Consider the following 21,610-nt stretch of genomic DNA (forward strand, 5'->3'; position numbering starts at 1 on the left):
ACTTGTACGCCTTGATGCCGACCAGCACGACCAGCACAGCCGCGCCGACGGTGCCAGCAGCGGTACCGGCATCGGTCAGTGCCGTGGTGATTGCGGTCGTGTCGATAGCAGCATTCGCTGCACCGGCAGTAGCGGCAGCACCAGCAACGGCACCCTTGAGAACACGCTTGAAAATTTTCTTATTCATACTCTTGACTCCTATCAGGATTGATAAATGAACGTGCTATTGCTCTGATACCCCAAGCACCAGCCCACACCAATGCAATCGACATTGAAATGACTAGCGCCTCCTCAGGAGACATCGACATCAGCACGTTATATGTCGATGTCCCTTGAATGCTTTGATACGAATCCATTTGCCGGATAGTCGGCGTAAGCACGCCGCTAGTACCCGTTGACGTGTCCACATAAGTCAGCGTGAACGACTGCCCCGATACGATGGCCGGTTTGTCGCAGTTGACGATTCGACGCGTGCCACCCGCTTGTGTCGCCCACAGGTTCCAAGCGTTCATCACATCCACGCATGAATTTCCACTGAACCCGAGCGTGCCGCCGTCCACCGGTGCGAACATCAAAACGGTCATCTTTTGCCCACCCTTACCAAACGCATGCCTTGCGAGATGCGCACCGCCTCACCCGCGTGAACCTCTTTGAAGAGAAAAGCAACCTTTGCAGGAATCACCCCCCACAGAAGGAAGCGGAAGCCCTCGGGAGCGACAACCCGCGCAGTTACCAGCTTTCCCGAGGACGGAAGCATTTAGGCCGCCTTCGGCGCGGTCGATGCTGCGGCGTCCGTGCGACCCGCCGCTACGGGCTTGATGGGGTGCAGTTTCGTGAGCCGCGAGCCGATGCGCAGGTCTTGACCAACTGCCAGTTCAAACTCTGCCAAGTACGCCCCGGCAGGCGTGTCATGCAGCGCTTTCGGCATCACCAGCTCACCCACCACGATCTGTTGCCCCTTGTCGGCAGTCTCGGAAGTGACCACGCATTGCGCGAGCTTCATTTGCTCCGGTGCGCCGGTCTTTTTGTTTCGGTAGTCGATGGTCTTGAAGCCGACGATCTGGACGTGGTGCTTGTTATCTGCGTTCATGAAAAACCCCTTTTCGAGTTGAAGATAAAGAGCGCGTTCTAGCGCCGTGAGCCGTCCCTCATTGAGGGCAACGGGAATTGAAAGAGAGGGAGTTGGAGCCACCATGCGCGGAAACCACAAAGACGTTTTGTAGAGCGACGGAAAGTCATGGCAGTGACCCCAAAATGTTGTTTACGTGCAAACCATGCTCTGTGCTATGGTTAACCACGGATGAGTAACCCGAATTTGCGTTACCCAAAAGTAGGTAATCGGAGCTTACCCATTTATAGGTAACATTTCTAGTGGGAAATTTCTATGAACTATGCCGAATTGATAGCCAAAGCATTGCAGGGAAGGTCGGTCAATCAAACCGCGAAAGATTGGGGGGTGCCGCAGCAGACGCTAGACCGCTATGTAAAGGCGAAGACGATGCCGGACTTTCAAACCACCCTCAAAATCGCGCGGGATTCAGGTGTAGACCTGGAGACAGTGGTTCGAATCTTTGCCGAAGCAGAAGCACAAAAAAAGCCTAGAGGGATGTTCATGGAATTCAGCTTGGCCAACGCATTAAGCTTGGTTCTCGCATTGTTCCTTGGCCTCGCCGCCATCCTTCCGACCAAAGAGGCACTCGCTCAGGGGTTCGAAAAGGTCCCTTTCCGCCAAGAACAATAGAAATCCGAAAACCCGCGTGCATCCCCAAGATCGCGCGGGTTTTTTATTTGTCCCGCACAAGCTGTTCGCGCGCCGCGAGCGTTGGAAAGAGCCTCATCCATACGGCGACGATCAGCAGCGTGCCGGCACCCCCAACCAGCACCGACGCCACCGCGCCGAACCAGGCGGCGGTGACGCCCGACTCGAACTCCCCAAGCTGGTTGGAGGCGCCGATGAAGATCGAGTTGACGGCGCTGACCCGGCCGCGCATTTCATCCGGCGTGTCGAGCTGCACCAGCGATTGCCGGATCACCACGCTGATCATGTCGAACGCCCCGGTCAGCGCCAGCGCCGCCAGCGACAACCAGAACGACGTCGACAGTCCGAACACCACGGTCGCGATGCCGTACAGCGCCACCGAGGCGAACATGGCCTTGCCTGCCTTGCGCTGTATCGGATGGCGCGCGAGGTAGAGCGATACCAGCAGCGCGCCGAGCGCCGGCGCCGAGCGCAGCACCCCCAGTCCCCACGGCCCGACATGCAGGATGTCGCGGGCGAAGATCGGCAGCAGCGCGGTGGCGCCGCCAAGCAGGACGGCAAACAGGTCGAGCGAGATCGCGCCGAGGACTTCCTTGCGCTGCCAGATGAAGCCGATGCCGGCAAACAGTGTCTGCAGGCTCACCTTCTCGCGCGGGGCGGGCGCGCGGTCGATGCGGATCAGCATCACGGCGGCGATGGCTAGCAGGAACAGCAGCGCGCACACCCCATACACCGCGGACGCACCAGCGACGTACAGAAAACCGCCGACCGCCGGTCCGATGATGATGGCGAACTGGGTGCCGGCGGAATTGAGCGCCAGCGCCCGCGGCAGCACGAACGGCGGCACCAGCAGCGGACCCAGGGCCTGCTGCGTCGGCATCTGGAAGGCCTTGGCCGCGCCCAGCACCACCGAGGCCAGCAGGATGTATTCCCGGTTCAGCCAGCCGCCTGCGGTGCCGGCAATGAGCAGCGCGCTGACCAGCAACTGCCCGCCGAGGCAGCAGGCGAGGATGCGGCGCCGGTCGAAGCGGTCGGCGACCTGGCCGGTGACCAGGACCAGGGCAAGCGCAGGCAGGAATTGCGCGAGGCCGACCAGGCCGAGGTCATAGGCGCTGTGGGTGAGGTCGTACATCTGCCAGGCGACCACCACCATCATCATCTGGCTGGCCATGGTGGTCGCCACGCGGCTGAAGAGGAAATTGCGGAAGGCGGGATAATCGGCTAACAGGCTGCTCATCTGGAACTTGCGTGCATGCTTCGTGTTGGGAGGCGGTCGTCAGGTCTGACCGGAGCCTTGCTCTTTGTATCCCGGGCGCCACGCGCGGGATCTCTTCCGGATCACGCCGGCAAGCATCTTCCCCGGAGATTCCGCAAGATGCTATGCTTGCTTTATAGCAACTTTCGCGCTCGGGGAACATGGGGAAGCTGATGGACACCTGGTGGCAGTCTGATCCGCTCGGTCGCCGAGTGCTCGCCTATATCCTCGTCTGCAGCACCTTCCTCGCCTTTCTTTCCACCGGGTTGCAGCTTCTCCTCGACTACCGGCACGGCGTGTCGGGCATCGAGTTGCGGCTGGACGAGATCGAGCAGGGTTACGCCGAAAGCATCGGTGCCTCGTTGTGGACGATGGATGAGCAGCAGACCGGCAAGCAGTTGGCGGGCATCGCCAAGCTCCCCGGCATCGCGGGCGTGGAACTGCGCGATCCGGCGGGCAAGCCGCTCATGCATGCCGGCGAACCGGCGGGTCCGGGCAAGGATGCGGTGCGCCGCACGATCGCGATCAAGTTTTCGGAGTCGGGCACCGAAGAAGGACGCATGCCGCTCGGCACCCTGGAGGTGACGGCCAGCCTCGAGAACGTCTACAGCGACCTGCAGGACAAGGTGCTCCTGATCCTGATTGCGCAGTCGGCAAAGACGGCGATCGTCGTGCTGTTTACGCTCTATATCTTCCGGCGGCTGGTGAGCCGCCATCTTTCCGCCATCGCCGATTACGCCCGCCGTCTCGACCTCTCCAAGCTCGGGGAAGCCTTGCGCCTGCGCCGCCGCAGGCGGACCGTGCCCGACGAACTTGATGTGGTGGTGTCGGCCTTCAACGACATGACCAGCTCGATCCGGCGCGACGTCGAGGAGCTCGCCAGATACCGCGAGGGGCTGGAGGCGCTGGTGGCGGCAAGGACCGAGGAGCTGGCGCAGAAAGTCGCGGAAAAGGAGGAGGCGATCCGCCGCCTGCACCAGGAGATGGCGGAGCGCAAGCTCGCCGAGCAGGCGGCGCGCGAGAACGAGGAGCGTTATCGCCAGGTGGTGGAAATGTCGCCGGATGCCATCATGATCGAGCGCGGCGAAAGGATCCTCTTCGTCAATCAGGGCACGCTGACGCTGCTGGGGGCGCCGAACGCCGAACAGGTCAAGGCCATGCCCTTCCTGCAGCTGGTTCCCGTGGGCTGGCGCGAGCGCATGCAGGAAAAGATGGAAGAGTTGCTGGGGCCGCACAAGGAGTCGCGTTCCTTCGAGGGGAAGATGATGCGCTTCGACGGCACGGTCATCGATGTCGAGATCCGGCGCGCGACCTTCCAGTACGGCGGCGAGCCGGCCATCCAGACCGTCATCCACGACATCACCCGCCACAAGGACTACGAAGAGCAGCTGCGCCGGCAAGCATTGCACGATGCGCTGACCGGACTGCCGAACCGCTTGCTGCTGATGGACAGGATGCAGCAGGCGATCGTCAATGCCAACCGCAACGGATCGTCGTTCTACGTGCTGTTCTTCGACCTCGACCGCTTCAAGTACGTCAACGATACACTGGGACATGATGCGGGCGACGAGCTGCTCAAGACGATCACGGCCCGCATGGCCGAGTGCGCGCGCAAGGGCGACACCCTTGCCCGCCTGGGCGGCGACGAGTTCGTGCTGATGCTCGAGGAGATCGACGACGAACAGGTGATCGCGCCGCTTCTCGACCGCATCATGCAACGCGTCGGCGAGCCCGTGGTGCTGGGCGAGCAGGAGGTGTCGGTCACCTGCAGCATCGGCATCAGCGTGTATCCCCACGACGCCTCCGACACCTACACGCTCCTGAAGTACGCGGACACGGCCATGTACCACGCCAAGGAGAAGGGGCGCAACGGCGTCGAGCGCTATTCGGCGGAAATGCACAGCCGCGTCAACGAACACCTGGTGATGGAGTCCCATTTGCGCCGCGCGCTGGAGCGCGACGAATTCCTGCTGCAGTACCAGCCCCTGGTGGATCTGGGCAGCGGCAGGATCATCGGCGCGGAAGCGCTGGTCCGCTGGCGCCATCCGGAACTCGGGCTCGTCGCGCCGGCACGTTTCATCCCGTTGGCCGAGGAAATCGGGCTGATCGCCGGTATCGGCGAGTGGGTCATGCGCAAGGCGTGCATCCAGGCCAAGGCATGGCACGACGCCGGTCATTCCGATGTGCAGGTAGCCGTCAACCTCTCGGCCCAGCAACTGGTGCGTCCGCAGTTCGAGGCTGAAGTGGCCGCCGCCCTGGCGGCGTCGGGCCTGCCCCCGCATTGCCTGGAACTGGAAATCACCGAAAGTGCCTCCATGCGCAGCCCCGAGAATACGGTGCTGCTGCTCCTGAAACTGAAGGCGATGGGCATCAGCATCGCCATCGACGATTTCGGCACCGGCTATTCCAACCTGTCTTACCTGAAGCGTTTCCCGGTCGACCGGCTCAAGCTCGACCGCTCCTTCGTCTCCGACATCACCGGCAACCCGGACGATTCGGCGCTCGCCCACGCCATCATCGGCATGGCGCACAGCCTGGATCTCACCGTCGTGGCGGAAGGCGTGGAAACGCCGGCCCAGGTGCGGCAGCTGGCCGGGTATGGCTGCGACGAGATGCAGGGCTACTACTTCAGTCCGCCGGTCGATCCCGATGCCTTTCTGGCGATGCTGAAGGCAGGGCGCTCGCTCGACACCGCTTCCCTGGCCATCGAGGGCGATGTTTCGCTGGCCTGACGGTAACCAGTAGTAAAATAGTTCCATCGATCAATGCGGAAGGCAGGATCCCGATGCGAACCTCCCACTCCCCATCTTTTGCCGCCGGTGCGCGGATATGCCTGTTCCTCGCGGGGCTTGTCGCCGCCGCCTGCTTTCCTGCGCGGGCTCAATCCGTCGACGACCTGGTCTTCATTACCGAGGAATACCCGCCGTACAACTTCGAGCGCGAAGGCAGGAAGTCGGGCATCGCCGTCGACGTGCTGGAGGAAATGCTGGCCCAGGCAGGCGCAAAAAAGACGCGCGCGGACATCAAGGTCTGGCCCTGGGCGAGGGGCTACGAGACGGCCCTGAAGGAAAAAAATACCGTCCTGTTCTCCACCACGCGTACCGACGCGCGCGAACATCTGTTCAAATGGGTCGGGCCGATCATGCCCTCGCGCATCGTGCTGGTGGCGAAGAAGCAGCGCGATATCCGCCTCAAGTCGGTGGAAGAACTCAAGCAATCTCCTTTCAAGATCGGCGTCGTGCGCGAAGACATCGGCGGCCAGCTGCTGGCCAACATGGGCGTCGGCAAGGAGCGTACCGTGCCGGCCAATTCCGGCGTCAGCGTGGCCAAGATGCTGCACGCCGACCGCGTCGACATGTGGGCCTACGGCGCGCCGGTCATCATGTGGAACCTGAAGGAACTGGGCTATCCGACGGATGCGTACGAGGAAGTCCTGACCCTGACGGAATCGCAGCACTATTACTTCGCGGTCAACAAGGACACCGACGACAGGATCGTCGAGAAGCTGCAGTCCGCGCTGGAGCAGGTCAAGGCGAAGGGGCGGTTCAGCGCCATCGTTGCCCGCTATCGCTGAACCGCCGGCGTCATCCTGCGGTCATCATCCTCCGGTATCTTCCTGAAGTTTTGCCCGGGCGGCCCGCTTGCGCGCGCTCCCGTTGGTGATACATTCGGATATTCAACCGACGCACCGGAAAAGAAGGAACAAGATGTTTGCAGCTGTTGACCTGGGTTCAAACAGTTTCCGCCTGCACATAGGCAAGCTCGAGGGAGGCGCATTCCGCATCGTCAAGACGGCGCGCGATCCGATCCGGCTCGGCGCCGGGCTCGACAGCGAGGGCAACCTGACCGAGCAGGCCAGGCAGGCTGCGCTCAATTGCCTCAAGAACTTCCGCACCATCCTCGAAGGCTACCCGCTCGACGCCGTGCGTGTGGTCGCCACCAATACCTTGCGCATCGCGCGCAACGCGGCCGACTTCCTTCCCGAGGCGGAACAGGCCATCGCCTACCCGATCGAAATCATTTCAGGCGAGGAAGAGGGGCGCCTGATCTACATGGGCGTGGCCAGCACGCTTGCGCTGCCCAATGAAGCACGCCTTGTGATCGATATCGGCGGCGGATCGACCGAACTGATCCTCGGACAGGGGCAGGAGATCCGGCATGTCGAGTCGTTCAGCATCGGAACGGTTCAGCAGAGCCAGGCCTTCTTCCCCGGCGGAGCGATCGACGCCGCCGCGTTCGCCGACGCCATCATGTCGGCGCGCTCGCTGTTCGAGGATGCGGCCCCGCTTTACGACCGGCGGCATTGGACCGGCGCATACGGCTCCTCCGGGACAATCCGCGCCATCTCGGACGCGATTGCGAAGAACGGCATCGGCGACGGCACAATGTCCATCGGCAGCCTCGACGCATTGAAAGACCATCTCATCGCCTGCGGCCACGTCGACCGTGTACAGCTGGCGGGAATCAAGCCGGAACGCGTGATCGTGATGGCGGGAGGCCTGGCCATCCTGATCGGCATCATGCAGGAACTGCGCGTGGCCGCCATGACTGCCGTCGATGCCGGCCTGCGCATGGGCGTGCTGTGGGATCTGCAGCTGCGCGCCAGCAAGCTCGACCGGCGCGAACTCTCGGTGCAGGAGTTCATGCGCCGCTTCCATGCGCCGGAGAGCCGCGCGCTGCAGGTGGCCAGGACGGCGAGGGCGCTCTACGACCAGCTCAAGCCCGCTTCCAATGGGCTCGGTCAGTATCTTTACTGGAGCGGCATGCTGCATGAAGTCGGTGTGGCCATTTCCCACACCGGCTATCACAAGCATGGCGCCTATGTGATCGAGAACGCGGACCTTCCCGGATTTACCGCACGCGAGCAGCGCGTGATGAGCACGCTCGTCTTGGCGCAGAAGGGCAACCTGCGCAAGCTTGGCGATACGCTGAGCGATCCCGATTTCGCCAAGGCCGTGCTGGCGCTGCGGCTGGCTGCCATCTTCCTGCATTCCCGCATCGACGAGGATGTGCGCGGCATGCGTTTGAAGATGAAGAATCGTATCGAGATCGAACTCAAGCCCGACTGGCTCGAAAACCATCCGACGCTTTCCTACTGGGTCGAGAAGGAGCGGGGCTGGTGGGGGGAGGTTGGGACCGAGATGAATGTGACGAGTTAGGAAGCGCATGGTGGGTTTCGCTGCGCTCTACCCACCTTACGGTCCTCTATCCCTTATGCCCGCTTTTCGATCAATAGCGGTTCGTTGAAGGCGGGCACGACGTTGCGGCGCAGCGCGCGCTGCCTGCCGGCGGCAAGCGGCGTCACGGTAGCCAGGGGGGCGACAGGGTTATCGTCCCCGAGCTTGAAGACCTCGACCGCCGCGGCCAGTCCTGCTGCCTGGCCTTGCAGCGAGGCCGCCGCCTCCGCCGCATGTTCCACCAGCACGGCGTTGCGCTGCGTAACCTCATCCATCTGGCTCAAGGCCTTGTTCACCTGCTCGATGCCCGCGGTCTGCTCCTGGCTCGCGGCCGTCATGTCATTCATGAGGCGGGCCACCCGCTGCACCGAGGCGACGATTTCCTGCATGGTGCCGCCGGCGCCAGCGACCAGCTCGTTGCCATGTTCAACCTGGCTCACCGAGTTCTCGATGAGCGCCTTGATCTCCCTGGCCGCACCGGCGGAACGTTGCGCCAGTCCGCGCACCTCGGCGGCAACGACGGCGAAGCCGCGGCCCTGTTCGCCGGCGCGTGCCGCCTCGACGGCGGCGTTCAAGGCCAGAAGATTGGTCTGGAATGCAATGCCGTCGATGACCTGGATGATGTCCATGATGCGGTCCGAACTCTGCTTGATGGCACCCATGGTCTCGATGACCTGGCCGACCGCACGGCCGCCCTTCGCCGCGACTTCAGCGGCGGACAGCACAAGCTGGTTGGCTTCGTTTGCATGCCTGTCGTTCTGGCGCACGGTAGCAGTCAGCTCCTCCATGGAGCTTGCCGTCTGCTGAAGCGAGCTGGCCTGGGATTCGGTGCGGGCGGAGAGGTCGCTGCTGTCGGCGGCGATGTCGTGCGACGTCGAGGTGATCGTTTCGCTTGCCTGGCGCACCTGCGCAACCAGCTGCGCCAGTTCGCCGTTCATCTTGCCGAAGGCATTGACCAGGCCGCCGATCTCGTCTTTCGCGTCAGAGGCAATGACAGCCGTCAGGTCACCGGCGGCGGCGCGCGCCACCGCATGTTCCAGCTCCCGCACTTCGCGCGAGAACGATACATAGAAACCGGTCAGGAGGTAAGCCGTGATCGCCAGACCGCCGAGTGCGGCGGCGACGATCAGGTAAAGGCGTGCCCGCAGGATCTCGATGCGTTGCGAAAGCAGTCCGTCCAGCTCCAGTGCCGAGGCCTGCGCCGCTGCATACACCTGGCCGATGCTTTGCATCCCTGCCTCGAGGAATTGCTTGCCGGAGGTCTGGTTGTAGGATTTCAGGACTTCGTCCTGGGCCCGTTCGAGGAAGGCGATAGCGCTTGCGACGGCGCCGAGCCGGCCCTCCAGCGCAGGCTTCAATCCGGGATTTTCGCGGAACACCGATTCGAACTGCACGGGGATCCGGGCCAGGTCTCGGCGGGCGACCATCACCGCCGAGTTGAGAAGCATGTCTTCATTCGGCTCCAGCAGGCCGGTATCGATATACGCCGCGCCGCGACCAGCGATGGTCGACAGCATGTCGGCGACCGGCGGAAAGCTGTTGATCAGCATGGCGGTAAGGTGGTAGCTGTCCAGCTCCGGGTCGAGCGTCAGGCCGGAGCGGTCCGCGACCAATGCATTCAGCTTGGTGATCTGTTCGATGATGCCGGTGTGGCCGGCATAACTGTCCTTGGGCTTGGCGCCCGGAATGTCTTTCTCGATGGCGTCCCAGGCGCGACGGATATCTTGCCACGCAGTGCCCAGTTCAAGCACCTGCGACGAGCGGTCGATCCCATCCAGGACCGCAAGCTGCTCGCGGATGCCGTTCCTGGCCTGTTCCACCTGATCCTGTACACCGGCATTGCCCGCCAGCTGCATATGTCGCAGTGCCCGGTGCTGCTGGACCAGGCGCAGCATGTCTTCCAGCGCAACCACGTAGCGCACGCCCACGCGTTCCCGCTCCGCGGTCGTCACCGCCTTGTGCAGTTCGGAATAAAGCAGGGCCAGTGCCAGAAGGAGCGGCACCATGAAGACCATCGTCACCAGGGCGAACTTGGGGAGCAGGCGCAGGCGCTGCATCAGGGTGACTGCCGGGACAAGCAGGATTTTCACGTTCATTCCTCGTTCATTTTGTTGATTTTTGACAATTTTGAACGGCGATTGTGACCGGATGATGAATGTGTTTCCTGTTGTAAAAATAAGATAAACAATATATATTATTTATACTATTTTTTACCTGGAGAATGGAATGGCAAAGGCAAGTTCGAAACAGACCGCCGCGAAATCACCGGCAAAGACAGCGCCGGCTCCCGCGGCGAAACCCGCGACCAAGGCTGCGGCAGGGAAGACCGCGCCGGCCACGAAGCCCGATGCGGCGGTGAAGGCCATTGCCGCCAAGGCGCCGAAGGCGGCGGAAAAGCCGGTCGTGAAGCCGGTGGCCGAGCCGAAGGAAAAGCCCAAGAAGCCGAAGCTGGTGCGTGACAGTTTCACCATGCCGGAGGCCGAGTATGCAGTCCTCGGCGAGGTAAAGAAGGCATGCCTGAAGGCCGGCATCGAGGTGAAGAAGAGCGAGCTCCTGCGCGTCGGCGTGGCGCTCATCCGTCAGCTCGATACCGCCAGGCTCAAGGAAATCCTGGCAGGATTGCCCGCGTTGAAGGCCGGCCGTCCGAAAAAGAGCAAGTAATTGCGAAAGGACGCCGTTCCTGGAAAGCAGGAATCCAGCGGCGTTAAACGACGCATCTAAGCCGCTCGATTCCGACTTTCGTCGAGATGAAGCCGGGGAATCGACCTGTCACCAAACGAAAACACCGGTGCCGTTTCGTCGAAGTAATACGCGTGACCGGCATTCCCCTCATGCCCGGATGCGGAAAACGGCCCGACCGCGCCAGTTGTCATTTGTGAACTAATCGCAACCTTCCGGGCTCGAACCGGGTATCTGAATCTCAGGCGGATCGACCGGTCAATGCACGAACAAGAGCAGGCGGTTCAACTCAGGAAAACGCGCAGCCTCGCCACGGGCTTGCTGGTGGCAATGGCGGTTCTGTTCGTCATCTCGCGGTCCCTGATGCCGCGCTATCCCTATTTGTCCTTTGTCGCGGCTTTCGCCGAAGCCGCGATGGTCGGCGCGCTGGCCGACTGGTTCGCAGTGACGGCCTTGTTCCGCCATCCGCTCGGCCTGCCGATTCCCCATACGGCCATCATTCCACGCAACAAGAACCGCATCGGCGACAGCCTGTCCGACTTCCTCGAGCACAACTTCATCACGCAGGAAATCATTCGCGCCGAACTGCGGCCCATCGATTTTGCCGGCGCTGCGGCGGCATGGCTGGCGCAGCCGCAGAACAGCAAGGCGATCTCGCGGCAGGTCGTACGCAGCGTGCCGACCCTGTTGCGCGTGATCGAGGACGAAGATGTGCGCCTGTTCATGCAGAACCGGCTGGCTGCAGCGATGCAGCACACCAAGTTCGCGCCGGTCGCCGCCGAGATACTGTCGGTATTGGTGGCCAGCAACCGCCACCAGGCGTTCTTCAATCACCTGATCGAAGTGGCGGCCCGGGCGCTTGAACACAACAAGGATTACATCCGCTGGAAGATCCATGAAAACAGCCCGCGCTGGCTGCCGAAGGCGATCGATGAAAAGTTGTACCACCGGCTGCTCGACGCGTTGCAGAGCACGCTGGACGAGATGCGGGAAGAGGACAGCGAATGGCGCATGCGCTTTCAGAAAATGGTCGACGACTTTATCCATCAGTTGCGGACCTCGCCGGAGTACGAGGAAAAGCTGGATGCCATCCTCAGCGAAGTGCTCGGGCATCCGCTGGCGCGCGACTACATGCTTCAGATCTGGCACGACGTCAAGGCCAGGCTGGAGGCGGACATTGCCTCGCCGGAGTCGCACCTCGCCGCGAAGCTCGATCAGGGCTTCCGTTCCATCGGCAACGAACTGCTGGGCGACGCGCGCGTGCAGCGCAAGCTCAATCAGTGGATCCGCGTCTTCGCCACCGAGACCATTGTCGCCCGCCGGGAGATGATCGCCGATCTCGTTTCCCGCGTGATCCGGAATTGGGACGCCGACACCATGTCCCGCAAGCTGGAACTGCATGTCGGCAAGGATTTGCAGTACATCCGCATCAACGGCACCCTGGTCGGCGGCCTTGTCGGGCTGGTGCTGCACACGATTTCACGTTTCCTTTGACCTTCGCGCGGGAGAAAGAGGTACACTTGCGCGATTCCAGAGAGCCACAGAACCAGACCATGAAACAGGATCCCCGCTTCCCGAATCTGTTCATCCTTGACCACCCGCTGATCCAGCACAAGCTGAGCTACATGCGCGACAAGGACACCTCGACCCGTACCTTCCGCCAGCTGCTGCGCGAGCTGACGCTGCTGATGGGCTACGAAGTCACGCGCGACCTGCCGATGACGACCAAGCGCATGGATACGCCGATGCAGACCATCGACGCCCCGGTGATCGCCGGGCGCAAGCTGGCCGTGGTGCCGGTGCTGCGCGCCGGCATCGGCATGAGCGACGGCCTGCTCGACCTCGTGCCGTCGGCGCGCGTCGGCCACATCGGCGTGTATCGCGACCACGAGACGCACCAGCCGGTGGAATACCTCGTACGCCTGCCGGACGTGCAGGAACGCACCTTCATCCTGTGCGATCCGATGCTTGCCACCGGCAATTCCGCCGTGCACGCCGTCGACGTGCTGCGCAAGCGCGGCGTACCGGAAGACCGCATCGTCTTCCTGGCCCTGGTGGCGGCGCCGGAAGGCGTGTCGGTGTTCCAGGCATCGCATCCGAACGTCAAGGTCTACGTCGCGTCGCTCGACTCCCACCTGAACGAAGACGCCTACATCATCCCCGGCCTCGGCGACGCGGGCGACCGCCTGTTCGGAACCAAGTAAGGGTCTTTCGCCTAACCGGCGGCCAGATCGGTGCCCAGTACGGCCTTCAGGTAAGGCCGTTCGCCTTCATCCTCGGCCTTGCTCGCGATCCAGCAGATGCTGGCCTTGCGCAAGTGCCATTCCTGCCGCCGGCCGGCGATCAGGAGCGAGACAACATGTCCCAGCGTCGGCTGATGCCCTACCACGAGCACCGTGCCGCCGGCGTCCGGCCATCCCGCTGCGGCAAGGACGCTTTCGGCGGATACGTCAGGGGCCAGCGCCCGGTCCGTCTTGTACTTGCGGCCGAGGGCATCGACGGTCTGCACGGTGCGAACCGCAGGGCTGCTGAGGATGCGGCAATCCTCGGGCAGATGCCGATTCAGCCACTCGGCCATCTTCCGCGCCTGCTTTCGTCCTTTGTCCGTCAGTTTCCGGTCTTCGTCGGGCCTGTCGAGGCTGCCGGGTTCGGCTTCGGCATGGCGCCATAGAATCAGTTCCATCGTTGCACCTATTCGATGTGGCCCGTGGAGCCCAGGGTGACGGCAAGATGCTCCTGGGCACAAAACCGCGCCTGCTTGCCGCGCGCCTTCTTCCGCTGATACGCGCCGGAAGCGTCCAGTTCCCACGCATTGGCGTTGTCTTTCAAATACGGATTCAGGCCCTCGGAAATCACGCGCTTCTTGAGAAGGCTGTCGAGGACAGGGAATGCGACTTCGATGCGCCGGAACAGGTTGCGGTTCATCCAGTCGGCGCTGGCGAGGTAGACGTCATGCGCGAGGTCGTTGCGGAAATAGTAGATGCGGCTGTGCTCGAGGAAGCGGCCGACGATGGATCTCACCCTGATGTTTTCAGAGAGGCCGGGAACGCCGGGCCGCAGCGCGCAGGCGCCGCGCACGATCAGGTCGATCTTCACGCCCTCCGACGAGGCGGCGTAGAGTGCACGGATGACCGATTCGTCCACGAGTGCATTCATTTTCGCGATGATGCGGGCCTGTCGTCCCTCGCGTGCGATCGCGGCTTCGTTGCGGATGGCCTTGATCAGCTCCTTTTGCAGCGTGAACGGGGCGAGCCACAGGTGCTGAAGCTTTTTCGGCTTGGTCAGGCTGGTCATGTGAATGAACACTTCATTGACTTCCGATGTCAGGCCGGGATGGGCGGTGAGCAGGCCGAAATCCGTGTAATGCTTGGTGGTTGTCGGGTGATAGTTCCCGGTCCCGAGATGCGCATAGCGGCGCAGTTCGCCGCCTTCGCGCCGCAGAACCAGCGCCAGCTTGGCGTGCGTCTTCAGTCCGACGATGCCATACACGACCTGCGCGCCGACCCGCTCGAGCCGTTCGGCCCAGTTGATATTGGCCTCCTCGTCGAAACGCGCCATCAGCTCCACGATGACCGTCACTTCCTTTCCGCGCCGGGCAGCGGCGATCAGCGCTTCCATCAGGTCGGAGTTCATGCCGGTGCGATAAATCGTCTGCTTGATCGCCAGCACGTCGGGGTCTTCGGAAGCGGAGCGGATGAACTCCACGACCGGCTGGAAAGACTGGAACGGGTGATGTAGCAATACGTCCTGCGTGCGCAGCAGGGAGAACATGCCGCCATCGGCGAGCTGGCGCGGCAGGCCGGGCATGAACGGCGAAAAGTGCAGGGCAGGCTGCCGGACATTATTGACGAGTTCCTGCAGCCGCACCATATTCACCGGGCCGTCCACGGCATAGAGCCTGCTCCTGTCGATCGAGAACTGGTCGAGGAGAAAGTCGGCGAGATGCGGCGGGCAGTTGCGGGCCACCTCCAGCCGCACGGCAAATCCGAAGTGACGGCTCTGCAATTCGCTCTGCAATGCCTGGCGGAGATTCTTGACCTCTTCTTCGTCCACCCACAGATCGCTGTTGCGCGTGACGCGGAATTGCGAATACGCAAGGACTTCCCGGCCAGTAAACAAGTCGCCGATATGGGCATGGATCACCGACGAGAGCAGGCAGAACGACACGCCCTTTTTCGACAAGCCATCGGGCAGGCGGATCACACGCGGCAACACGCGCGGCGCTTTCAGAATCGCAATGGCCGTGCCGCGTCCGAATGCGTCCTTGCCGGACAGCTCGACAATGAAATTCAGGCTCTTGTTGACGACCTGCGGGAACGGATGGGCGGGATCGAGGCCGATTGGAGTCAGCAAAGGGCGTACCTCGCGGTCGAAGTACTCCTTCACCCAGGCACGTTGCGCTTCGTTACGGTCCTGGTGGCGCAGCAGGTGGATGCCCTTGGCGGAAAGCTGCGGCAGGATTTCGGTGTTCAGCAGGCCGTACTGCCGTTCGACGATCTGATGGCATTCGGCACCGGTGCGTTCCAGCGCGGCGGCGAGCGCGGGCGGCTCGGTCTTGGCGCCTTCCATCCGGTTATGGGCGAGCAGGCTGGCGATCCGGACTTCAAAGAACTCGTCGAGGTTGCTGCTGACTATACACAGATAGCGCAGCCGCTCCAGGAGCGGGATGGACGGGTCCTCGGCCTGTGCCAGCACGCGGCGGTTGAAGGCGAGCTGGGACAATTCCCGGTTCAGGTAAATGCCTGCCTGCTCCGGACCCGCCGCAGCGTGCGGCAGGGAAGTTGTCTTTTTATTCATTATCAATTGCCTCTCGTGGGATCGAAGCAGTGTAGAAAAGCAATATGACAACTCGATGACAGGCAGTTATCGCTCCGGCACTTTATGACAAGCCGCTTTGTCGGTGTCATAAAGCCGTCACAATCCTCCGCTAAAGTTCGCACCGTCTTACTTTGACAACCTCATGGAGCAGATATGCGACTGAACAAATTCCTGGCATCCGCTGTTATCGCTGCAGGTGCTGCAATCGCGTTTTCACCGGCCGTGGCGGCCGACATCACCGGCGCCGGCGCAACCTTCCCGTACCCGATCTACGCAAAATGGGCCGAAGAGTACAAGAAGGCCAGCGGCACCGGCCTGAACTACCAGTCCATCGGCTCCGGCGGCGGCATCAAGCAGATCAAGGCCAAGACGGTCGACTTCGGCGCGTCCGACATGCCGCTGAAGGCGGAAGACCTGGAATCCGAAGGCTTGATGCAGTTCCCCGCGATCATGGGCGGCGTGGTGCCCGTGGTGAACCTCGACGGCGTGGCGCCCGGCCAGCTCAAGTTGACCGGCCAGGTGCTGGGCGACATCTATATGGGCAAGGTCACCAAGTGGAATGCGCCCGAAATCGCGACCCTGAACGCGGGCGTCAAGCTGCCCGCGGAAGACATTACCGTCGTCCACCGCGCTGATGGTTCCGGTACGTCCTTCCTGTTCACCGAATACCTCTCCAAGGTCAACCCCGAGTTCAAGTCCAAGGTGGGCGCAGGTACCGCCGTGAAGTGGCCGACCGGCGTGGGCGGCAAGGGTAATGAAGGCGTTGCAGCCAACGTCCAGCGCATCAAGAATTCCATCGGCTACGTCGAGTACGCCTATGCCAAGCGCAACAAGATGTCGCATACCCAGCTGAAGAACCGCGACGGCCAGTTCGTGCAGCCGGACGACGAGACCTTCAAGAGCGCAGCCGCCAGCGCCGACTGGGCCAAGACCCCGGGCTTCGCCGTGGTGCTGACCGACCAGCCGGGCAAGACCAGCTGGCCGATCACCGGTGCGTCCTTCATCCTGATGCACAAGGCACAGGCCGATGCCGCCAAGAGCAAGGAAGTGCTGAAGTTCTTCGATTGGGCCTACAAGAATGGCGGCGCGATGGCAACCGAGCTCGAGTACGTGGCCATGCCCGCACCGGTCGTGAAGCTGGTCCAGGATGCCTGGAAAGCCCAACTGAAGGATGGTTCCGGCAAGGCTGTCTGGTAATCCGGTAATCGTCACGCATTCCGCTGCGGAATGCCTGCGGCGCGGAGCACAGGAGCTCCGCGCCGTTCCAACCGCCCGCAAGGGCTTTTGCTTATGAATGCACATCCATCTTCGGTCGCCGCGCAGGTTGCTCCACCCGGACAGCAAACCGATGCGCAGCAAGCCGCTGCCAAGGCGCTGGGTTCGACCATGCGCAAGCAGCGGCTTCAGGATTTTCTGTTCCACAAGATCACGCTCCTGTTTGCGTTGAGCGTGCTCCTCGTGCTTGCCGGGATCATCGTCTCGCTGGTCATCGGCGCCTGGCCGGCGATCAAGGAATTCGGTCCGGCTTTCATCACCACCGTCGAATGGGATCCGGTGAACGACCAGTACGGCGCGCTGATCGCCATCGTCGGTACCGTGGCCACCTCATTGATCGCGTTGCTGATCGCGTTCCCGATCAGCTTCGGCATCGCGCTCTTCCTGACCGAAATCTGTCCCACGGCCTTGCGGCGCCCGCTGGGAACGGCAGTCGAACTGCTGGCCGGCGTGCCCAGCATCATTTACGGCATGTGGGGCCTGTTCATCTTCGCGCCGTTGTTCGGCGACCATGTCCAGCCGATCCTGAAAAAGACGCTGGGCCAGCTGCCGGTGATCGGCCAGCTCTTCCAGGGCCCGATGATGGGCATCGGCATCCTGACCGCCGGTTTGATCCTGGCGGTGATGATCATCCCCTTCATTGCCTCGGTGATGCGCGACGTCTTCGAGATCGTCCCCGCCGTGCTGAAGGAATCGGCTTACGGCCTGGGCTGCACCCGGTGGGAAGTGGTGCGCAAGATTGTCCTGCCGTACACGAAATCGGGCGTGGTCGGCGGCGTGATGCTGGGACTCGGCCGCGCACTGGGCGAGACGATGGCCGTGACCTTCGTGATCGGCAATGCGCACAAGCTGTCCTGGTCGCTGTTCGCGCCGGGCAATAGCATTGCCTCCACGCTCGCCAATGAATTCGCCGAGGCCGAGTCGAAGCTCCATGTGTCTTCGCTGTTCGCGCTCGGCCTGATCCTGTTCGTCATTACCTTCATCGTGCTCACCGCGGCGAAACTCATGCTCATGGGCCTGTCGCGCAGGGAAGGAGCGAAAACATGAACCCCGTCTATCGCAAGCGCCTTTGGGTGCATCGTATCGGCATCGCGCTCTCCATCGCCGCCATGGCTGTCGGCCTGTTTTTCCTGGCGTGGATCCTGTTCACGCTGCTGATCAAGGGATTCGGCGCCATCAGCTTTGCCATGTTTACCGAAACGACCCCGGCCCCGGGCAACGAGGGCGGCGGCTTGATGAACGCGATTATCGGCAGCCTGCTGATGGTCGGATTCGCCACGCTCATCAGCACGCCGGTCGGCATCCTTGCCGGCATCTACCTCGCCGAGTACGGCGAGGAAAGCTGGTTGGCGCAGCTGACGCGCTTCGTGACCGACATCATGTTGTCCGCGCCGTCCATCGTGATCGGCCTGTTCGTGTATGCGATCTACGTGGCCAACGTGAAGCATTTTTCCGGCTGGGCAGGGACTTTCGCGATCTCGCTGATTGCCGTACCGGTCGTCGTGCGCACCACGGACAACATGCTCAAGCTGGTGCCGAGCAGCCTGCGCGAAGCGGCCTTCGCACTCGGCGCGCCGCGCTGGAAGGTGGCCATGATGGTGCGCCTGCGCGCCGTCAAGGCCGGCGTGATCACCGGCGTGCTGCTGGCGGTTGCACGCATCTCCGGCGAGACCGCGCCGCTGTTGTTCACCGCGCTGAACAACCAGTTCTTCAGCGCCAACATGAATGCGCCGATGGCAAACCTGCCCGTCGTCATCTTCCAGTTCGCGATGAGCCCCTATGACAACTGGCGCTCGCTGGCATGGGGCGGCGCACTGCTGATCACCTTCAGCGTGCTTGGCCTGAATATCCTCTCGCGCACCTTGTTCAGACAGAAAACCCCGAATTGACATGAATAACGCAAACTTCCAGGCAGCCCTGAAGCCGACGCTCGAAATCTCCGGCCTGAACTTCTTCTATGGCGCATTCCAGGGACTGAAAAACATCAACCTGAATGTGTACGAGAAAAAGGTCACCGCCTTCATCGGACCGTCAGGCTGCGGCAAGTCGACGCTGCTGCGCACCCTCAACCGCATGTACGACCTGTACCCCGGCCAGCGCGCGGAAGGCAAGATCGTCTACAACGGACGCAATATCCTCGAACCCGGGCAGGACGTGAACATGCTGCGCGCCAAGGTCGGGATGGTGTTCCAGAAGCCGACGCCGTTCCCGATGTCGGTGTATGAAAACATCGCCTTCGGTGTGCGCCTGTACGAGAACCTGTCCAGGGGCGAGATGGATGAGCGCGTCGAGTGGGCGCTGAAGAAGGCGGCGCTGTGGACCGAGGTCAAGGACAAGCTCAACAAGAGCGGGCTGTCCCTGTCCGGCGGCCAGCAGCAGCGCCTGTGCATCGCGCGCAGCGTCGCCGTCAAGCCTGACGTTCTGCTGCTCGATGAGCCCACGTCCGCGCTCGACCCGATTTCCACCGCGAAGATCGAGGAATTGATCGCCGAGTTGAAAGAGGACTACACGATCACCATCGTCACGCACAACATGCAGCAGGCCGCGCGCTGTTCGGATTACACTGCCTACATGTACCTGGGCGAACTGGTGGAGTTCGGCGAGACTGACCAGATTTTCATGAATCCGGCGAAGAAGGAAACGCAGGATTACATTACCGGCCGCTTCGGCTGATACACGATAACCGATTCGATGAGGAGAACCTGATGCCAGGCGACCATTCTTCCAAGGCGTACGACATGGATCTCGAAACGATCCGCTCCAAGGTGCTGACCATGGGCGGGCTCGTGGAGAGCCAGTTCAACGATGCGATGGAGTGCTTCCGCAGCGGCGATATCGTCAAGGCCGAACAAGTGATCAAGTCGGACGAGAACGTCAACCGCCTTGAAGTGACGCTCGACGATGCCTGCAGCCACCTGATCGTCAAGCGCCAGCCTGCCGCGAACGACCTGCGCACCGTGATGGCGACGCTGAAGGTCATTACCGACCTGGAGCGCATCGGCGACGAGGCGACCAAGATCGCGCGCACGGCCAAGCACCTGCACGAGCGCGGCACGGTGGGCGTACTCAACCACTACGAGTCGGTGCGGGTGCTCGCCGCCAGCGCGGCCAATTCGCTCCACGATGCGCTGGACGCATTTGCGCGCCTGGACGAAAAGCAGGCGGCGCGCATCATTACCCAGGACGAAACCATCGACCACGAGTTCCGTTCCACCACGCGCGCGATGGTCACCTTCATGATGGAAGATCCGCGGACCATTTCCTCCGCCCTCGATACGCTGTGGGTGGCCAAGGCCATCGAGCGCATCGGCGACCATGCGAAGAACATCGCGGAATACGTGATCTACGTCGTCGAAGGGAAGGATATCCGCCACACGGATTACGTGTACACCAAGCTCGACAGCAAACTCTGAACATGGCCTTGGACAAAACCAGCATCCTTGTCGTCGAAGACGAACCTTCCATTGTCGCGCTCGTTTCCTTCACCCTGAAGGAGGCGGGCTGGAGCCCGGTCGCGGTGGGCAGCGTGTCCGAAGCCTGGGACTTCCTGCAGCAACGCACGCCGCAAATGGTCTTGCTGGACTGGATGCTGCCCGACCAGTCCGGCCTGCGCCTGTTGTCGCGCATCCGCAGCGACCGGCAGTTCAGCGAGCTTCCCGTCATCATGCTGACCGCAAAGAGCATGGAAGAGGACAAGATCGCCGGGCTGGATACCGGTGCGGACGATTACATCACCAAGCCGTTTTCACCGCGCGAACTGACCGCGCGCATCAAGGCGCTGCTGCGCCGCAAGGCGCCGGAACATGCGCAAAGTCTGATGACTGCGGGCCCCGTGACGCTCGATCCGGTCAGCTGCACGGTCATGCTGAACGGCCAGAAGATCGACATCGGCCATGCCGAGTACAAGCTGCTGAAGTTCTTCCTCGCCCACCCGGAGCGCGTGTTCTCGCGCAGCCAGCTGCTGGACAAGGTATGGGGCGATCACGTCGTGATCGAAGAGCGTACGGTCGATGTCCATGTGCTGCGCCTGCGCAAGGCGCTCAAGGAAGCGGAAACGCTCATCCGGACGGTGCGCAGTGTAGGATACATGCTCTCCGAAAAATAATTCCCTCGTATGAATCCTCGCCTGCTTTTCTGGATCCCGGCGGGCCTGCGCGTGTCGATCATCCTCGCCGGCGCCGGCGTTCTCTGGTACATGTTCGGCCATGTCGCCGGTCTTGTCGCCGCCATTGCAGGCCTGCTGATCCTGCTGGTGCTGCAACTGCATTATCTCTACCAGCTTTCCACCTGGCTCGACGATCCGGGCAGCGCCAAGCTCCCGGATGGCTGGGGCGCATGGACGGACATCTTCGCGCGCCTGTACCGCATGCGCCGCGGCCACGAGAAAAACCAGGCCGAGCTCACCGAATGGCTGACCCGCTTTCGCCAGGCGATGAGCCTGCTGCCGGATGGCGTGGTCATCATGGACGACGTACTCTTCCTGGAGTGGTGCAATCCCGCGGCCGAGAAGCATCTCGGCCTGCAGCTTGACCGCGACAAGGGCATGCGCGTGACCAACCTCGTGCGCAGCCCGGAGTTCATGGATTACATCATCCTCGGGCGCTATGACCAGCCGCTCACCCTCAGCTTCAAGGACCGCAAGCTGGT

Annotated in this window: 21 protein-coding genes; 14 read left to right on the forward strand and 7 right to left on the reverse strand. The window is 62.2% G+C overall.

Annotated elements, in window-relative coordinates:
- The 3 genes from VFF99_RS20905 to VFF99_RS20915 form a co-directional block, all read right to left on the reverse strand.
- Positions 1-187 (reverse strand): major capsid protein (locus VFF99_RS20905; RefSeq protein WP_325020858.1); only part of this gene is annotated, 187 nt, incomplete at its 3' end.
- Positions 180-584 (reverse strand): hypothetical protein, encoded by a 405-nt coding sequence (locus VFF99_RS20910; RefSeq protein ID WP_325020859.1) that lies wholly within the window; start codon positions 582-584, stop codon positions 180-182. The genes VFF99_RS20910 and VFF99_RS20905, both read right to left, overlap by 8 nt.
- Before the next feature lie 173 nt (positions 585-757).
- Complete coding sequence (locus VFF99_RS20915) at positions 758-1,090, reverse strand: hypothetical protein (protein ID WP_325020860.1); 333 nt, start codon at positions 1,088-1,090, stop codon at positions 758-760.
- A gap of 294 nt (positions 1,091-1,384) precedes the next feature.
- Between VFF99_RS20915 and VFF99_RS20920 the strand changes: the two genes are divergently transcribed.
- A complete protein-coding gene (locus VFF99_RS20920; RefSeq protein WP_325020861.1) occupies positions 1,385-1,741 on the forward strand; it encodes a hypothetical protein in 357 nt (118 codons plus the stop codon).
- Between the two features lie 43 nt (positions 1,742-1,784).
- On the opposite strand, the gene VFF99_RS20925 is transcribed toward VFF99_RS20920, so the two are convergent.
- Positions 1,785-2,996 (reverse strand): MFS transporter, encoded by a 1,212-nt coding sequence (locus tag VFF99_RS20925; protein ID WP_325020862.1) that lies wholly within the window; start codon positions 2,994-2,996, stop codon positions 1,785-1,787.
- Positions 2,997-3,187: 191 nt separating this feature from the next.
- Between VFF99_RS20925 and VFF99_RS20930 the strand changes: the two genes are divergently transcribed.
- The 3 genes from VFF99_RS20930 (at position 3,188) to VFF99_RS20940 (ending at position 8,173) form a co-directional block, all read left to right on the forward strand.
- Positions 3,188-5,746: a bifunctional diguanylate cyclase/phosphodiesterase gene (locus VFF99_RS20930; protein WP_325020863.1), complete on the forward strand. Its 2,559-nt coding sequence runs from the start codon at positions 3,188-3,190 to the stop codon at positions 5,744-5,746.
- 53 nt (positions 5,747-5,799) lie between these two features.
- Complete coding sequence (locus tag VFF99_RS20935) at positions 5,800-6,588, forward strand: substrate-binding periplasmic protein (RefSeq protein WP_325020864.1); 789 nt, start codon at positions 5,800-5,802, stop codon at positions 6,586-6,588.
- 133 nt (positions 6,589-6,721) lie between these two features.
- Positions 6,722-8,173 (forward strand): Ppx/GppA phosphatase family protein, encoded by a 1,452-nt coding sequence (locus VFF99_RS20940; RefSeq protein WP_325020865.1) that lies wholly within the window; start codon positions 6,722-6,724, stop codon positions 8,171-8,173.
- A 53-nt stretch (positions 8,174-8,226) separates the two neighbouring features.
- Here VFF99_RS20940 and VFF99_RS20945 read toward each other — a convergent pair whose 3' ends face one another.
- Positions 8,227-10,281: a methyl-accepting chemotaxis protein gene (locus tag VFF99_RS20945; protein ID WP_325020866.1), complete on the reverse strand. Its 2,055-nt coding sequence runs from the start codon at positions 10,279-10,281 to the stop codon at positions 8,227-8,229.
- Between the two features lie 136 nt (positions 10,282-10,417).
- Here VFF99_RS20945 and VFF99_RS20950 point away from each other — a divergent pair, with 136 nt between their 5' ends.
- From VFF99_RS20950 to upp, 3 genes are all read left to right on the forward strand, one after another.
- Complete coding sequence (locus VFF99_RS20950; protein ID WP_325020867.1) at positions 10,418-10,852, forward strand: hypothetical protein; 435 nt, start codon at positions 10,418-10,420, stop codon at positions 10,850-10,852.
- 279 nt (positions 10,853-11,131) lie between these two features.
- Positions 11,132-12,364 carry a DUF445 domain-containing protein gene (locus tag VFF99_RS20955; protein ID WP_325020868.1) on the forward strand — a complete coding sequence of 411 codons (1,233 nt, stop codon included), beginning with the start codon at positions 11,132-11,134 and terminating at the stop codon, positions 12,362-12,364.
- A gap of 59 nt (positions 12,365-12,423) precedes the next feature.
- Positions 12,424-13,074 (forward strand): uracil phosphoribosyltransferase, encoded by a 651-nt coding sequence (upp, locus tag VFF99_RS20960; RefSeq protein ID WP_325020869.1) that lies wholly within the window; start codon positions 12,424-12,426, stop codon positions 13,072-13,074.
- An 11-nt stretch (positions 13,075-13,085) separates the two neighbouring features.
- Here the strand turns inward: upp and VFF99_RS20965 are convergent, their stop codons facing one another.
- Positions 13,086-13,553, reverse strand: coding sequence for a SixA phosphatase family protein (locus VFF99_RS20965; RefSeq protein WP_325020870.1), 468 nt, complete (start codon positions 13,551-13,553; stop codon positions 13,086-13,088).
- Between the two features lie 8 nt (positions 13,554-13,561).
- Positions 13,562-15,667, reverse strand: coding sequence for a polyphosphate kinase 1 (gene ppk1 / locus VFF99_RS20970; RefSeq protein ID WP_325020871.1), 2,106 nt, complete (start codon positions 15,665-15,667; stop codon positions 13,562-13,564).
- Between the two features lie 174 nt (positions 15,668-15,841).
- Here ppk1 and pstS point away from each other — a divergent pair, with 174 nt between their 5' ends.
- The 7 genes from pstS to VFF99_RS21005 all read left to right on the forward strand — a co-directional run.
- Complete coding sequence (gene pstS, locus VFF99_RS20975; protein WP_325020872.1) at positions 15,842-16,885, forward strand: phosphate ABC transporter substrate-binding protein PstS; 1,044 nt, start codon at positions 15,842-15,844, stop codon at positions 16,883-16,885.
- A 189-nt stretch (positions 16,886-17,074) separates the two neighbouring features.
- Positions 17,075-18,010 carry a phosphate ABC transporter permease subunit PstC gene (gene pstC / locus VFF99_RS20980; protein ID WP_414691568.1) on the forward strand — a complete coding sequence of 312 codons (936 nt, stop codon included), beginning with the start codon at positions 17,075-17,077 and terminating at the stop codon, positions 18,008-18,010.
- Positions 18,007-18,852, forward strand: a complete 846-nt coding sequence (gene pstA, locus VFF99_RS20985) for a phosphate ABC transporter permease PstA (RefSeq protein WP_325020874.1) — start codon at positions 18,007-18,009, stop codon at positions 18,850-18,852. The genes pstC and pstA overlap by 4 nt, the downstream gene beginning before the upstream one ends.
- 1 nt (position 18,853) lies before the next feature.
- A complete protein-coding gene (gene pstB, locus VFF99_RS20990) occupies positions 18,854-19,636 on the forward strand; it encodes a phosphate ABC transporter ATP-binding protein PstB (RefSeq protein ID WP_325020875.1) in 783 nt (260 codons plus the stop codon).
- Positions 19,637-19,668: 32 nt separating this feature from the next.
- Positions 19,669-20,376 (forward strand): phosphate signaling complex protein PhoU, encoded by a 708-nt coding sequence (phoU, locus tag VFF99_RS20995; RefSeq protein WP_325020876.1) that lies wholly within the window; start codon positions 19,669-19,671, stop codon positions 20,374-20,376.
- 2 nt (positions 20,377-20,378) lie between these two features.
- Complete coding sequence (locus VFF99_RS21000) at positions 20,379-21,068, forward strand: response regulator (RefSeq protein WP_325020877.1); 690 nt, start codon at positions 20,379-20,381, stop codon at positions 21,066-21,068.
- Positions 21,069-21,077: 9 nt separating this feature from the next.
- Positions 21,078-21,610, forward strand: a 533-nt coding sequence (locus tag VFF99_RS21005; RefSeq protein ID WP_325020878.1) for a phosphate regulon sensor protein PhoR, incomplete at its 3' end; no start/stop codon positions are given.

This window comes from Noviherbaspirillum sp., assembly GCF_035654295.1.
GTDB lineage: Bacteria > Pseudomonadota > Gammaproteobacteria > Burkholderiales > Burkholderiaceae_D > Noviherbaspirillum.

Coding starts and splice junctions, on each gene's coding strand:
- VFF99_RS20910 (WP_325020859.1), bottom strand. CDS start 584: ATGACCGTTTTGATGTTCGCACCGGTGGACGGCGGCACGCTCGGGTTC.
- VFF99_RS20915 (WP_325020860.1), bottom strand. CDS start 1,090: ATGAACGCAGATAACAAGCACCACGTCCAGATCGTCGGCTTCAAGACC.
- VFF99_RS20920 (WP_325020861.1), top strand. CDS start 1,385: ATGAACTATGCCGAATTGATAGCCAAAGCATTGCAGGGAAGGTCGGTC.
- VFF99_RS20925 (WP_325020862.1), bottom strand. CDS start 2,996: ATGAGCAGCCTGTTAGCCGATTATCCCGCCTTCCGCAATTTCCTCTTC.
- VFF99_RS20930 (WP_325020863.1), top strand. CDS start 3,188: ATGGACACCTGGTGGCAGTCTGATCCGCTCGGTCGCCGAGTGCTCGCC.
- VFF99_RS20935 (WP_325020864.1), top strand. CDS start 5,800: ATGCGAACCTCCCACTCCCCATCTTTTGCCGCCGGTGCGCGGATATGC.
- VFF99_RS20940 (WP_325020865.1), top strand. CDS start 6,722: ATGTTTGCAGCTGTTGACCTGGGTTCAAACAGTTTCCGCCTGCACATA.
- VFF99_RS20950 (WP_325020867.1), top strand. CDS start 10,418: ATGGCAAAGGCAAGTTCGAAACAGACCGCCGCGAAATCACCGGCAAAG.
- VFF99_RS20955 (WP_325020868.1), top strand. CDS start 11,132: ATGCACGAACAAGAGCAGGCGGTTCAACTCAGGAAAACGCGCAGCCTC.
- upp (WP_325020869.1), top strand. CDS start 12,424: ATGAAACAGGATCCCCGCTTCCCGAATCTGTTCATCCTTGACCACCCG.
- VFF99_RS20965 (WP_325020870.1), bottom strand. CDS start 13,553: ATGGAACTGATTCTATGGCGCCATGCCGAAGCCGAACCCGGCAGCCTC.
- ppk1 (WP_325020871.1), bottom strand. CDS start 15,667: ATGAATAAAAAGACAACTTCCCTGCCGCACGCTGCGGCGGGTCCGGAG.
- pstS (WP_325020872.1), top strand. CDS start 15,842: ATGCGACTGAACAAATTCCTGGCATCCGCTGTTATCGCTGCAGGTGCT.
- pstC (WP_414691568.1), top strand. CDS start 17,075: ATGCGCAAGCAGCGGCTTCAGGATTTTCTGTTCCACAAGATCACGCTC.
- pstA (WP_325020874.1), top strand. CDS start 18,007: ATGAACCCCGTCTATCGCAAGCGCCTTTGGGTGCATCGTATCGGCATC.
- pstB (WP_325020875.1), top strand. CDS start 18,854: ATGAATAACGCAAACTTCCAGGCAGCCCTGAAGCCGACGCTCGAAATC.
- phoU (WP_325020876.1), top strand. CDS start 19,669: ATGCCAGGCGACCATTCTTCCAAGGCGTACGACATGGATCTCGAAACG.
- VFF99_RS21000 (WP_325020877.1), top strand. CDS start 20,379: ATGGCCTTGGACAAAACCAGCATCCTTGTCGTCGAAGACGAACCTTCC.